12 protein-coding genes are annotated in these 13,641 nt (G+C 43.1%); 9 read left to right on the top strand and 3 right to left on the bottom strand.

Going from position 1 to position 13,641, the window contains the following annotated elements; translation table 11 throughout:
* The 7 genes from ccoN to GO009_RS06635 all read left to right on the top strand — a co-directional run bounded on the left by ccoN (position 1) and on the right by GO009_RS06635 (position 7,333).
* Positions 1–2,184: a cytochrome-c oxidase, cbb3-type subunit I gene (ccoN, locus tag GO009_RS06665; RefSeq protein WP_163625432.1), complete on the top strand. Its 2,184-nt coding sequence runs from the start codon at positions 1–3 to the stop codon at positions 2,182–2,184.
* Between the two features lie 92 nt (positions 2,185–2,276).
* Positions 2,277–2,465 (top strand): hypothetical protein, encoded by a 189-nt coding sequence (locus GO009_RS06660; RefSeq protein ID WP_014033099.1) that lies wholly within the window; start codon positions 2,277–2,279, stop codon positions 2,463–2,465.
* A gap of 4 nt (positions 2,466–2,469) precedes the next feature.
* Positions 2,470–3,363 (top strand): cbb3-type cytochrome c oxidase N-terminal domain-containing protein, encoded by an 894-nt coding sequence (locus GO009_RS06655; RefSeq protein WP_163625431.1) that lies wholly within the window; start codon positions 2,470–2,472, stop codon positions 3,361–3,363.
* Between the two features lie 105 nt (positions 3,364–3,468).
* Positions 3,469–4,878, top strand: a complete 1,410-nt coding sequence (gene ccoG / locus GO009_RS06650) for a cytochrome c oxidase accessory protein CcoG (RefSeq protein WP_163625430.1) — start codon at positions 3,469–3,471, stop codon at positions 4,876–4,878.
* 11 nt (positions 4,879–4,889) lie between these two features.
* Positions 4,890–5,336 (top strand): FixH family protein, encoded by a 447-nt coding sequence (locus tag GO009_RS06645; RefSeq protein WP_163625429.1) that lies wholly within the window; start codon positions 4,890–4,892, stop codon positions 5,334–5,336.
* A gap of 2 nt (positions 5,337–5,338) precedes the next feature.
* Positions 5,339–6,049: a sulfite exporter TauE/SafE family protein gene (locus GO009_RS06640; RefSeq protein ID WP_163625428.1), complete on the top strand. Its 711-nt coding sequence runs from the start codon at positions 5,339–5,341 to the stop codon at positions 6,047–6,049.
* Positions 6,050–6,064: 15 nt separating this feature from the next.
* Entirely contained in the window at positions 6,065–7,333 is a 1,269-nt protein-coding gene (locus GO009_RS06635; RefSeq protein ID WP_163625427.1) for an acetyl-CoA hydrolase/transferase family protein, read from the top strand.
* A 92-nt stretch (positions 7,334–7,425) separates the two neighbouring features.
* Here the strand turns inward: GO009_RS06635 and GO009_RS06630 are convergent, their stop codons facing one another.
* Positions 7,426–8,250: a universal stress protein gene (locus tag GO009_RS06630; RefSeq protein ID WP_163625426.1), complete on the bottom strand. Its 825-nt coding sequence runs from the start codon at positions 8,248–8,250 to the stop codon at positions 7,426–7,428.
* A gap of 17 nt (positions 8,251–8,267) precedes the next feature.
* Positions 8,268–9,626, bottom strand: coding sequence for an oxygen-independent coproporphyrinogen III oxidase (gene hemN / locus GO009_RS06625; RefSeq protein ID WP_163625425.1), 1,359 nt, complete (start codon positions 9,624–9,626; stop codon positions 8,268–8,270).
* A gap of 185 nt (positions 9,627–9,811) precedes the next feature.
* Between hemN and GO009_RS06620 the strand changes: the two genes are divergently transcribed.
* Both GO009_RS06620 and GO009_RS06615 read left to right on the top strand, forming a co-directional pair.
* Positions 9,812–11,656 (top strand): CBS domain-containing protein, encoded by a 1,845-nt coding sequence (locus GO009_RS06620; protein WP_163625424.1) that lies wholly within the window; start codon positions 9,812–9,814, stop codon positions 11,654–11,656.
* Positions 11,657–11,676: 20 nt separating this feature from the next.
* Positions 11,677–12,861: a succinylglutamate desuccinylase/aspartoacylase family protein gene (locus GO009_RS06615; protein ID WP_163625423.1), complete on the top strand. Its 1,185-nt coding sequence runs from the start codon at positions 11,677–11,679 to the stop codon at positions 12,859–12,861.
* Positions 12,862–12,911: 50 nt separating this feature from the next.
* On the opposite strand, the gene GO009_RS06610 is transcribed toward GO009_RS06615, so the two are convergent.
* A complete protein-coding gene (locus GO009_RS06610; protein ID WP_163625422.1) occupies positions 12,912–13,640 on the bottom strand; it encodes an energy transducer TonB in 729 nt (242 codons plus the stop codon).
* Between the last annotated feature and the right edge of the window lies 1 nt (position 13,641).

Below are 13,641 nucleotides of genomic sequence, written 5' to 3'. Positions count from 1 at the left end.
ATGGAAATACAACAGTTCCGTTACGATAACAAAATCGTACAAAAGTTCTTATACGCCACCATTTTATGGGGCGTAGTGGGTATGTCGGTAGGCCTTTTATTGGCCTTTATGTTTTTGTTCCCCAATGTTACAGAGGGCATTTCATGGTTGAGTTTTGGGCGTTTGCGTCCATTGCACACCAACGCCGTGATCTTTGCATTTGTGGGGAACGCCATTTTTGCAGGGGTGTATTACTCCTTGCAACGCTTGCTTAAGGCGCGAATGTTCAGTGATGCCTTGAGCAACATCAACTTCTGGGGCTGGCAATTGATCATTGTCGCCGCAGCGATCACACTTCCATTGGGGTATACCACCACCAAGGAATATGCCGAGTTGGAATGGCCCATAGATATTGCCATTGCAATTGTATGGGTGGTCTTTGGATGGAACATGATCGGTACCATCCTCAAAAGAAGGCAAAGGCACCTGTATGTGGCTATCTGGTTCTACTTGGCCACGTTTGTTACCGTAGCCGTGTTGCACATTTTTAATAGCTTGGAGCTGCCGGTATCTGCGCTGAAGAGCTATTCGGTGTATGCTGGTGTGCAAGATGCTTTGGTACAATGGTGGTACGGTCACAATGCGGTGGCATTCTTTTTGACCACTCCTTTCTTAGGGTTGATGTACTACTTTGTTCCCAAGGCGGCGAACAGGCCCATTTATTCCTACAGATTGTCCATTGTCCACTTTTGGTCGTTGATATTCATTTACATTTGGGCAGGTCCCCACCACTTGTTGTATTCTGCCTTGCCTGATTGGGCACAGAACCTAGGTGTGGTATTCTCCATAATGTTGCTGGCTCCATCTTGGGGAGGTATGATCAACGGATTGTTGACCCTCCGTGGAGTATGGGACAAAGTGCGTACCGATGCTACATTAAAATTTATGGTGGTAGCTATTACGGGGTATGGTATGGCCACCTTCGAAGGCCCCATGCTTTCCCTAAAAAATGTAAACGCCATTGCTCACTTTAGTGACTGGATCATTGCCCACGTTCACGTTGGTGCCTTGGCCTGGAACGGATTCTTGACCTTTGGTATGATCTACTGGTTGGTGCCACGAATGTTCAAAACAAATTTGCACTCCAAAGGATTGGCCAATTTCCACTTCTGGATTGGAACCTTGGGTATTGTATTGTATGCCCTTCCCATGTACGTAGCTGGATTTACACAAGCATTAATGTGGAAAGAATTTAACCCAGATGGTACCTTGGTATACGGTAACTTCTTGGAAACGGTAACCCAAATCATACCAATGTACTGGATGAGGGCCATTGGAGGTTCGTTGTACATCCTAGGTATGTTCGTGTTGCTTTACAATATTGTGATGACCATTAGGGCTGGTAGCAAAGTAGAGGACGAAGCTGCGGAAGCTCCGGCATTGGAACGCGTAGCCAAAAGAAGAGTGGCGGGCGAAACCTTCCACAACTGGTTGGAAAGGAAACCCGTTCAGTTGACCATCTTGGCCACCATCGCTATTTTGATTGGAGGTATTATTCAGATTGTCCCAACCATTTTGGTAAAATCCAACATTCCGACCATTACAAGTGTTAAACCGTATACTCCGCTGGAATTGGAAGGTAGGGACCTTTATATTCGAGAAGGTTGTGTGGGCTGTCACTCACAAATGGTCAGACCGTTCCGTAGTGAGGTGGAACGCTATGGTGAGTATGCCAAGGCAGGAGAATTTGTGTACGACCACCCGTTCCTGTGGGGTAGTAAGCGTACAGGTCCCGACTTGTTGCGCGTTGGAGGCAAATACTCCGATAGTTGGCACTTAAACCACATGTACGATCCTCAAAGTACCTCGGCTGGTTCCATAATGCCTTCTTACGAATGGCTGGTTACGGACGAACACGATCGTAGCGATGTTCAAGCTAAAATGGAAGCTATGGTAAAATTGGGGGTACCATATACTGATGAGGACATTGCCAACGCTCCGCAATCCATGGAAGAGCAAGCGGCCCAAATAGAGAAGAGCCTGTACACAGACCCAGAATTTGAAAAAACCTACGAAGCGGATAAAAAATACGCAGAGGAAAACGGATTGGAATTTGTGGAAATGCGCGATCGCGAAATCGTTGCCTTGATTGCTTATTTGCAACGATTGGGTACCGATATTAAGATTGAAGGAACAGAAGAATAACATAAAAATAATGAACCAAGATTCAGGGGCGAAGACACATAAGATTTCAAAGTCTTGCATCTTGATTCTTGCATCTAAAATCTAACATAACCATGTTGAAATTTGTAAAAGAACATATGGAAACCATAGATGGGATAGCCAACTACCCCATGGTTTCCCTGCTCATCTTCTTTGTCTTTTTCGTTCTCTTGTTTTGGTGGGTATTTACCGCTACCAAGGAACACATAAGGGAGATGTCCGAACTGCCATTGGATAACGATGATCAACAACACAAACTATAACATTATGAGTACTAAAACACCTTGGTGGATACGAGTCCCGGTTTTATTCTTTTTGATCTTAGGATTGATGGAATTTTTTATAGACTCCGGTGACAAACCCGCAATACTTGAATACCCCATCACGCAGTTTTTTATGCTGTTGATATTGATGATCCTTATTGCCATTGAATTGATTTTGGCTTCCATAGAGAACATTATGTTCCAAACCCTGTCAGAAGAAGGCAAGCAACGTTACTTGGAAACCAAAAGCAAGAAATTTGAATGGACTTGGGCCAAAAACCTCATGAAAAAATTGACCAAGAGCCGAGCCATTGAAAAAGAAGGTGAAATTGTCTTGGATCACAATTATGATGGTATCCGCGAGCTGGACAATGTGCTCCCGCCTTGGTGGGTGTACCTTTTCTACGCGACCATTGTTTTTGCAGTTGTTTATTTAGTGCGCTTCCACGTTATTGGAGATTATACACAAGAACAGGAATACGAACAAGAGGTGGCCGCTGCCCAAGCAGCTATTGAAGAATATAAAAGAACTGCCAAAGACTTGGTGGATGCCAGTACGGTGGAGTTCCTTTCGGATGAATCCGACTTGGCCGCAGGAGAGAAAATATTCCAGACCAATTGTGTTGCTTGCCACATGGCCGATGGTGGAGGAGGAATTGGACCAAACCTGACCGATGAGTATTGGATTTTGGGCGGAGGCATCAAAAATGTCTTTACCACAATTTCCGAAGGAGGTCGCGATGGCAAAGGGATGATAGCATGGAAACAAACCTTAAAACCGGTCGAAATGGCCCAGGTGGCCAGTTATATAATTACTTTGGGCGGAACCACACCTGCCAATCCAAAGGAACCTGAAGGGGATATTTGGGTAGACCCAGATGCTCCTGATGAAAATTAAGCAAACCGAACCTGATACGAAAAGCTGTGTCCCAAGAATCATCGGGGCCGGGTTCAGGTTCTGGATAAGTTGCATCAAAACATTTATCCACAAACCACAAATGTGATGGAAGAGAATTTTAGGGATTCCATAGGCACAATTACAGAAGAAGGGAAAAGAAATTGGATTTTCCCCAAGAAACCCAGTGGACGGTATTACAATTACCGAAAGTACGTAAGTTACTTTCTGCTGATTTTCTTGATTGCAGCTCCTTTTGTCAAAATCAATGGGCACCAATTTTTGCTGTTCAATGTGTTGGATCGGCGGTTCAATATATTTGGACTTCCGTTTTGGCCCCAGGATTTTCACTTGATCGTTGTGTCCATGATCATTGGCGTTATTTTCATTGCGCTGTTTACAGTGGCCTACGGGCGTATTTTCTGTGGATGGATGTGTCCACAGACCATATTTTTGGAAATGGTGTTCCGTCGTATCGAATATTGGATAGATGGTGATCGAGGCGCACAGATGCGTTTGGCCAAAGCACCTTGGACGGGGAAAAAAATAAGGAAGAGAGTGTTGAAGTGGATTGTTTTCTTCATCATCTCCTTTTTTATTGCCAATGTGTTCTTGGCATACCTGATTGGAAGTGATCAACTCTTATCATACATTACCGATGGCCCCATGGCACATTTAGGTACCATGATCCCGTTGCTAATTTTCACTGGGGTGTTCTATTTCATCTTTGCTTGGTTTAGGGAACAAGTCTGTATCATTGCCTGCCCATATGGTAGGTTACAAGGTGTGCTATTGGACGATAAATCCATTGTGGTGGCCTATGATCACAAACGTGGCGAAGGTGAAAACGGACGTAAAAAATTCAGGAAAAATGAAGATCGGGAAGCACTGGGACATGGGGATTGTATTGATTGCCTCCAATGCGTGAATGTTTGCCCCACTGGGATAGATATCCGTAACGGAACACAATTGGAATGTGTAAACTGTACCGCTTGTATTGATGAGTGCGATCACATTATGGAAAGTATCAATAAACCCAAAGGGTTGATCAGGTATGCCAGTGAAGATGAGATCACCAATAAGAACAAGTTTAAGTTTACCGCCCGTATGAAAGGTTATACGGCAGTACTTGTTGTGCTAACGGGCGTCCTTATTGGAATGTTGTTTATGCGGAACGAGGTCGAGGCCAATGTATTGCGCCTGCCGGGCCAGTTGTACGAGCGTAAGGCAAACAATATCATCAGTAATGTGTACACCTATAAATTAGTGAACAAGACCACAAAGGATATCGAAAATGTATCTTTTGAACTGATGTCTCACGATGGAGAGATTAAAATGGTCTCGCAAGATACCTTTACCGTTCCTGCGGAAGAGTTGACTGAAGGTACCCTGTTCATCGAAATAAATGCATCGGCATTAAGCGGCGACAAGGATAAGTTGAAGATCGGTGTGTACAGTGGCGATAAGCTCATAGAAACTACGGTGACCCAGTTTTTGGCACCGAGGAGTTATAATTAAAAGGTAGTAAGATGAAAATTAATTGGGGAACTGGAATCGTATTGGCATTTATAGGTTTTATCACCTTCATCCTATACTTTGTCTTTAGGATGAGCACGGATGATAGTGCCAACCACGATTTGGTGACAGAGGAATATTATAAAAAAGAATTGTCCTATCAGCAGGAGATAGATGCATCAAAAAAGGCTACGGAAATGAATGCCAACCTAACGATTGAAAAAACAGATGAAGGCTTGGTGGTCTATTTTCCTGAACGTTTCGACCCCAAAAAAATAAGTGGAACAGTGTCCCTATACAGACCGTCTAACAAGCACTTGGACACAGACTTTCCTATAAGTTTGTCCAACACACATTTGCTCATACCTGACAATCGCTTGGTAGACGGTCGCTGGGACATTTCCATAAACTGGGAATACGAAGGTAATTCCTTTTTACATAAAGAAAAATTAACATACTGACCATGTTGACATCCGCATTGGTACTTGGGCTTTTGGGAAGTCTGCACTGCTTGGGCATGTGCGGGCCAATAGCCTTTATGCTGCCTTTGGACCAAAGCAGCAATGTGAAGAAGACCGCACAATTGTCCATTTATCATTTTGGACGATTGTTGGCCTATGGTATCATTGGTGTTCTATTTGGACTTTTGGGCAAGGGATTGTCCCTTTTCGGAATTCAACAAAAACTGTCCATTGGAATAGGGGTTTTAATGATAGTCCTTGTTCTGATCCCAGGGAAATACCTGAATGGCCATAAGATCTTATCGCCTATTTATTCCTTGATAGGAAAGGTGAAATCCAAACTCGGTGCCGAACTCAAAAAAAAGACACCCGATACCTTTTTGACCATTGGTTTTTTAAACGGTTTTTTGCCCTGCGGCCTGGTTTATATGGCCCTTTTGGGAGCCTTGGCCATGGGAAGTGCCATGGAGGGCGGACTTTACATGATGATATTTGGCCTGGGAACCGTGCCCTTAATGAGCTTGGTGGTATATTCCAAAGGAATGTTCAGCACCTCCATTAAATCTAAAATACAGAAATTGATACCGGTATTTGTGGTCATCATTGGTATATTGTTTATTGTACGTGGGCTGGGATTGGGAATACCCTATGTTTCCCCTAAAGTTGCACCTGCAGATTCAGTATCGGCGACCATTGAATGCCATCAACCCTAAAAATAAAAATCCAAAATGAAAATAACATCAGCGGAAGAAGCGGTAGGAATAGTTAAATCAGGAGACCGGGTCTTTTTCCAAGGAGCGGCCATGACCCCGAACGAATTGATCGATGCGCTTTGTGAGCGTCACAACGAATTGAAGGATGTAGAGATTATTTCCATCCACACCGAAGGGGATGCAAAGTATACCCGAAAACCCTATTGCGAGGCCTTTACCTTGAATGCCTGTTTTGTGGGAGGCAACGTTAGGACCTTTGTAAACACCTATATGGGTGACTATATTCCGGTTTTTTTAAGTGAAATACCATGGTTGTTCGCCGATGAATATTTGCCGCTGGATGTGGCATTTGTGCAAGTTTCGCCACCGGACAAACATGGATATTGTTCCTTGGGAGTATCCGTGGATGTGGCATTGCCAGCGATTCGAACTGCCAAAAAAATTGTGGCACAGATAAATCCACAGGTGCCCAGAACCCATGGTACTGGTATCGTTCATGTGGATGAGATATCTTATGCCATAGAGGTCGATAGGGCCATTCACGAACATAATCCGACCGAAATATCGGAAGTAGAACACCAAATTGGAAAACACGTAGCATCCTTGATTGAGGATGGCGCTACCTTGCAAATGGGAATTGGGAACATACCCAATGCAGTGCTGTCCAACTTGGGAAACCATAAAAACTTGGGGATTCATACCGAAATGTTTTCTGATGGGGTATTGCCCTTGTTGGAAAGTGGTGTTATCAACGGAAAAGAAAAAACGGTTAAGCGAGGTAAAATAGTGGCTTGTTTTGCTGTAGGCTCCCGAAAACTGTATGATTTTATAGATGATAACCCCATTTGTGATTTTAGAGACTCGGGGTATACCAATGATACGGCCAGAATTCGAAGAAACCCTAAAGCAACGGCCATTAACAGTGCCATAGAAATTGATCTCACGGGTCAAGTCTGTGCAGATACCATCGGAGGATACCAATTCTCTGGAGTGGGTGGGCAAATGGACTTTATGAGAGGGGCATCACTTTCTAAAGGTGGAAAGCCCATCATAGCCATGTCGGCCACTACCAAAAAAGGCGTTTCCAAAATAACACCTTTTTTAAAGCAAGGTGCAGGGGTGACCACCACACGAGCCCACATGCACTATGTGGCCACGGAGTATGGTGTGGTGAATCTTTTTGGGAAAAACCTGCAACAGCGGGCCAAAGCCTTAATTTCCATAGCGCATCCAGACCATAGGGAAGAACTGGAAAAGGCGGCTTATGCAAGATTTCACGGTTAAAGATTTATAGGTTTAAATGCCATAAAAAAGGGACAATTTTAAAATTGTCCCTTTTTTTGAATCGCATGAAACCATTCAAAAATGCAATCCGATTAAATTTTAAAGGTTATTACAGGAGCTTCGGAATGGTTGACAATATCCTCGCCTATACTTCCCATGAAAAAGTGGGATAGGCCTCTTCTCCCGTGCGTTGGAATACCGATAAGGTCAGCAGATATTTTCTCGCAGTAATTGATAACGCCTTTTTCGACAGTGTAGTCGTTAAATATTTCCACTCCAATATTTATTTTGGCCTCGTCCAGGAATTTGGAGATTTTTTCAGCGGCATCATTGGTGCTCATAAACTCGTCTCCAGGAGTGTTTATATACACAAGGTGCAACTTGGCCTTTAAAAGCCCTGCCATTTCTTTGGCTTTTTTTAGGGCAGGAACACTCTCTTCCTCAAAATCACAGGCAAATACAAAATGCTTTGGGTTAAAGCCATTTACCTCGTTGCCTTTGATCACCAATACAGGAACATCTGAAGTTCTGACTACACGTTCGGTGTTCGACCCTATAAAAATTTCTTGTAAGCCATCTGCGCCATGTGACCCCATAACAATAAGGTCTGCCTTATGTTTTTCAGCTACTTCGGCTACCTCGCTGAATACTTTATAATGTTTGATTACGGGTATTACCTTTACATCTTTTAAATAAGGTTTGTCCAAAAAGTCGGTAAACCTTTGCTCTCCCAGTTTAATAAGGTGTACTACTTGTTCTTGGGAAATATATCCGGATTCCCCCATAATGGCTGGAGAAAGTTCTAACATATGCAGTACATAGAGTTCTGCCTTGTGCTCTTTTGCTAAAGAAGCTGCGACCCTGAGGGCTTTTTCGGATTGATTGGAAAAATCAACCGGTACGATTATACTTTTCATTTTTATTGTTTTTTAGGTTAAACGGTCATGGAAAATATTCGGGTGTCTGGTTTTTTTCGATGCATTTTAAGATCAAATGCCATGCTAATGTTTCTTACAAAAGGTCTTCCCTTATCGGTTACTTTAATGTTAGGGCTGTTGATCTCGACCAGTCCGTCCGCCTCTAGTTCGGATAAATTGGCCAGAATGCTTTCAAAATCGACTATTTCCTCTTCTTCAGCGTTCCAAGTGGTCTCAAATTGGCACATAATATTAAGGATGTGCCTTCTTAAGATTTCATCCTCTGTATTGAGGATGTGTCCCCTAAAAATAGGAATAACCCCGTGCGAAACCAAATTCTGATATTCTTCCACACTCTTTACATTTTGGGCAAATCCATACCAACTGTCGCTAATACTGGATGCCCCCAAACCAATCATAAGTTTGGTTTTTGAAGCAGTATAGCCCATAAAGTTTCGATGTAGGGAACCATTTTCCAGTGCCTTGTACAAACCGTCCGTTGGCAGGGCGAAATGATCCATGCCAACATCTTTATAACCAGACTCCGTGAGCATTTTTTTGCCCATTTCGTATTGTGCCTTTTTTTCTTCTGAGGTAGGAAGGTCCACATCTTTATAACCACGCTGGCCATTTCCTTTTAACCAAGGCACGTGGGCGTAGCTGTAAAAAGCAATTCTGTCGGGTTTTAGGGCATTGGTTTTATTAATGGTTTCCATTACATTGTCAAGGCTTTGGAAGGGCAATCCATATATAATATCGTGTCCCACAGAGGTATATCCTATCTCCCTTGCCCATTCGGTAACATTTTTCACATTCTCAAAGGGCTGTATCCTATTGATGGCACGTTGAACGGTAAGGTTGTAATCCTGTACACCATAGGAAACCCTCCTGAAGCCTACATCGAATAGGGCCTGTAAATGCTCTTTTGTGGTGTTGTTGGGGTGTCCTTCAAAACTGAACTCAACTTTGTCTGCCTTTTTGCCTAAGCGTACAATTCCATCAATGAGCATTTTTAAATGTTCGGGCGAGAAAAAAGTAGGGGTACCACCGCCCAAATGAAGCTCTTTTATAACAGGTCTGGATCCCAACAGGTCGCAATACAGTTCCCATTCCTTTACTACCGATTTTATATAAGGCAGTTCAACCTCGTGCCTTTTGGTAATGCGCTTGTGGCACCCGCAAAAAGTGCACAGGTTTTCACAAAAGGGCAAGTGTATATATAAACTGATTCCCTCGTCTGGACTTTCCCGATATGCCTTCAGTACGCTGGAATTCCATTTTTTACCGGAGAAAGTCTCCAAATCCCAATATGGAACGGTGGGGTAGCTGGTATATCGTGGCCCGGGAACATTGTATTTCTGAACTAATCCGCACATAATTGTATGTATGATTTCATTATACCCCAAAAGTACCTTGGGCAGATAGCATAAAACATGATAATTGTCAGGATTGGAACATAGAATGGTGAAAAATGAAGTTTAAAGTCTGATAGGTATCATATTTTTCGTTCCCTTGACATAGTACCTTTAAAGGATTCTGATTTTTAATCAATTCAAACCCTATGGGAGAGCATATCGGAAAAAGTACGTTTAGCGAAGTGGAACGGAAATCGTTTGTGCAGCATCTTATTGATGATATATGGGCCTTGGAAAAAATGATGGAAGGCGGATTGATAGAGAACGATATTGTCCGCATCGGTGCAGAACAGGAAATGTGCCTGGTCAATGGCGATTATAGACCTTCTCCAAAATCGTTGGAGATTATCAAAGATGTCAATGATGGCCATTTTACCACCGAATTTGCCACTTACAACATAGAAGCGAACCTCGACCCATATAAGTTGGACAGGGATTGCTTTGCCAATATGGAACGGCAACTGGTTAAATTGTTGGACAAGGTGAAACAAACGGCTGACGAACATGGTGTCAAGATTATTTTGACCGGTATTCTTCCCACCATAAGCAAAGAAGAGCTCGGAATGGATTTTATGACCCCAATCTCGAGGTACTATCGCATAAATGAAGTCTTGAAGGCTTGGAGGGGCGATGATTTTACAGTAAGGATCAAAGGTGCGGATGAGTTGTCCCTTAAGCATGATTCGGTTCTTTTTGAAGCCTGCAATACCAGTTTCCAACTCCATTTGCAGGTTCCCCCCGACGATTTTATCAAAAGTTATAATTGGGTACAGGCCATTTCAGGACCCGTTTTGGGAATATGCTGTAATTCTCCATTGCTCTTAGGGAAAGAGTTGTGGAGAGAGACCCGAACAGCCCTTTTTCAACAAAGTTTGGACGCTCGGGTTTGGACCAAGGCGGTCAAGGAGCAAGTGGCCCGGGTAGGTTTTGGCGAACATTGGCAGAAAAATTCCGTGGCCGAGATCTTTAAACAGGACATTTCCACCCATCGGATTTTGCTTACCAAACCCATTGAAAAAAGCTCGTTGAAACAACTTGAAGAAGGAACCGTGCCAAGATTGGAAGCGTTGAGCCTCTTCAACAGTACGGTATATCGGTGGAACCGCCCATGCTATGGAGTGGGCAACGGAAAACCACATTTACGTATTGAGAACCGCTATATACCTGCAGGCCCTACCGTAATCGATGAAATGGCAAACTTTGCATTTTGGGTGGGACTGATGGCCGGAAGGCCCAAAAAATACGATGATATGCCAAGCTTGATGGATTTTAGAACCGCCAAACTAAACTTTTTAAGGGCAGCAACAAGTGGTAGGCATGCCATGTTTTCTTGGATGGGAAAGGCCATGACAGCGGATAGGATTGTTATGGACGAACTCCTGCCCATCGCTTACAAGGGACTCCGCAAGTTCAATGTTGATGAAATGGATATCACAAGATTACTGGGGGTTATCGAAGCTAGGGCAAAAGGCGGTACAGGTGCAGAATGGCAGATCCATAATTTTAGGGAATTGCAAAAGCAGATGAAGCTGGACAGTGCCATTGTACAATTGACCCGATCAATGTACCAAAACCAGCAGATCAACATCCCTGTGCACCAATGGAAGCCCATTGGGGGGGTGAAGAAGGCCAAGGAATCGTTCCAATGGGTAAGACAGGTCATGTCCACCAAACTCATGAAACTCTACGAAGATGATTATGCCAATTTGGCGTTGGCCATTATGCAATGGAACAATATCCATCATATTCCTGTGGAAAACGGAAAAGGGGAACTCGCTGGGCTGCTTACGTGGAGCCATATCGAAAAGTTCGAAAAACTGGACAAAAAAGAGGTCAGGGTATCGGATATTATGGTGAAAAATGTGGTAACGGTAGAGCCAAGAACAGAAATTGAAACGGCTAAGAAAATGATGGAGAAACACCAAATCGTATGTTTGCCGGTTTGTGTTGGTACCCATATTGTGGGCATTATCAGTAAAGTTGATTTATAATTATGACCTTAGTGCAAAGTATGACATTGGAAAAAAACACTCGATCCAATAGGGTGATCGATCATATTAAAGGCAAGAAAGGAGGCCCCACTGTAGTTTTTTTTGGAGGTGTCCATGGAAATGAGACCGCTGGAGTTTTTGCCCTAAAAAATGTTTTTGGTGAAATCAGGTCCCAAAAAACCCAGGTCAACGGTGAACTGTATGCCATTTCGGGAAATTTGGGCGCCCTGGAAAGTAGACAGCGTTTTCAAGATGAAGACCTGAACAGAATCTGGTTGCCCGAGCGGATAGAGCGGATAGTTATAAATAATGAGATTCATCATAACGAGGAAAACGAACTGAACCAACTTTATCTTTTGGTGCAGGACATCCTTAAAAAGAGCAATCCCCCATTCTATTTTTTGGACCTTCATACCACATCGAGCGACACCTCACCTTTTATAGTCCTCAACGATAGTTTACTGAACCGTAAGTACGCATCGAACTATCCTTTGCCCATAATTTTGGGAATAGAGGAGTACCTAAAAGGCGCATTGTTGAGCTACATTAACGAGCTTGGCTATGTTTCCCTTGGTTTTGAAAGTGGCCGGCATGATGACAATAAGGCCATCAAAAACAGTATTGATTTTATTCGATATTCCTTGACTTTGACGCAATCTTTGGATGCTTCGGGGCGCGAAGTAAAAAGATTGATGGGTGAAATCGCCAAATCGAGCAAGGTTTCCCAAAAGTTCTATGAAATTTATCATCAGCATGATATAGAGCCTGAAAATGATTTTGAAATGTACCCAGGATTTGCCAACTTTCAAATGGTGCCAAAGGGGACAAATTTGGCCCTTGTTGATGGTGTTGCCCTAAAGGCAACCAAAAAACGACAGATTTTTATGCCTTTGTATCAAAAACAGGGCAGGGAAGGATTCTATTTTATTAGACCCATACCCAAAACTTGGTTATGGCTGTCCAAAAAATTGAGAAGGTTCAAAGTAGACCATATTTTAGTGAAATTGCCTGGTGTGGATTGGGAAACGGATAAGAAAGATACCCTGATGGTTGACCAAAGGGTGGCCCGTTTTTTTACCAAATCATTTTTTCACTTGTTGGGTTACAGGGCAAGAAAATTGGATAAAAACCATTTAGTGGCCAAAAATAGGGAAAGTGCTTCAAAACATGAAGAGTACACCAAAACCTTGTGGTTCAATCAATAGAAAGGCCCAAGGATTACCTCGGGCCTCTTTTTTTGGTATGCCTGGTGTTTTTAATTTTGCATTACAAAGTTTATAGGTATGCTATACTTTACACTTACTTTTTTGCCACGTTGTTCGCCTGGCTTTACTTTGGGCAAAGATGCAATAATACGTTCGGCCTCTTTTTCCAACAGCTTATCCGGGCCTCTTTTTTGTATGCCGGTCACCTGACCGTTTGAATCGATTACAAACTGTACGTAGACTTTGCCCGTTATTCCCATTTCCAAAGCCGATGGTGGATAATTGAAAGTAGCTTTGATATGCTCCTGAACTTTTTGGTTAAAACAATTTTTGCGCTCTGTTTGAGTTTGTAGATGCTCGCATCCAGGGAATACAGGAACATATTCAATTACTGCAAAGGGCACTACAATTTCTTCCTCAACTTCTTCCACTTCAACGTCCTCGATTTTTACCACAACATCCTCGATATAGGTTTCTTGACTGCTTTCGGTACTTTCAATTACGGTTTCTTTCACATCTTCCACATCTTCCACAATTTCAATTACATCAGGTGCAGATGGCGGAGGTGGGGGTGGTGCGGTCCTGATTATCTCGGTAATGGGTACATCTTCCTTAAGTTCGTCGGTTACCTGCACAACTTCCGAAACTTTGGATTCCTCTTCATAGAACTTTACTTCAAAGGATTGCCATGTCATGAACAATACCGAAGTAAGTCCTATCATAAAATATAGACCGCTGTTGCGTCCAATTTCTGCGTTTGGGTTCTTTTTTGGTTTCATG

Origin of the sequence: Allomuricauda sp. TY007, from assembly GCF_010468565.1 — a bacterium.
Lineage (GTDB): Bacteria > Bacteroidota > Bacteroidia > Flavobacteriales > Flavobacteriaceae > Flagellimonas.
The sequence above is the reverse complement of the archived record's forward strand: the minus strand, read 5'-3'. Positions and strand labels throughout refer to the sequence as shown.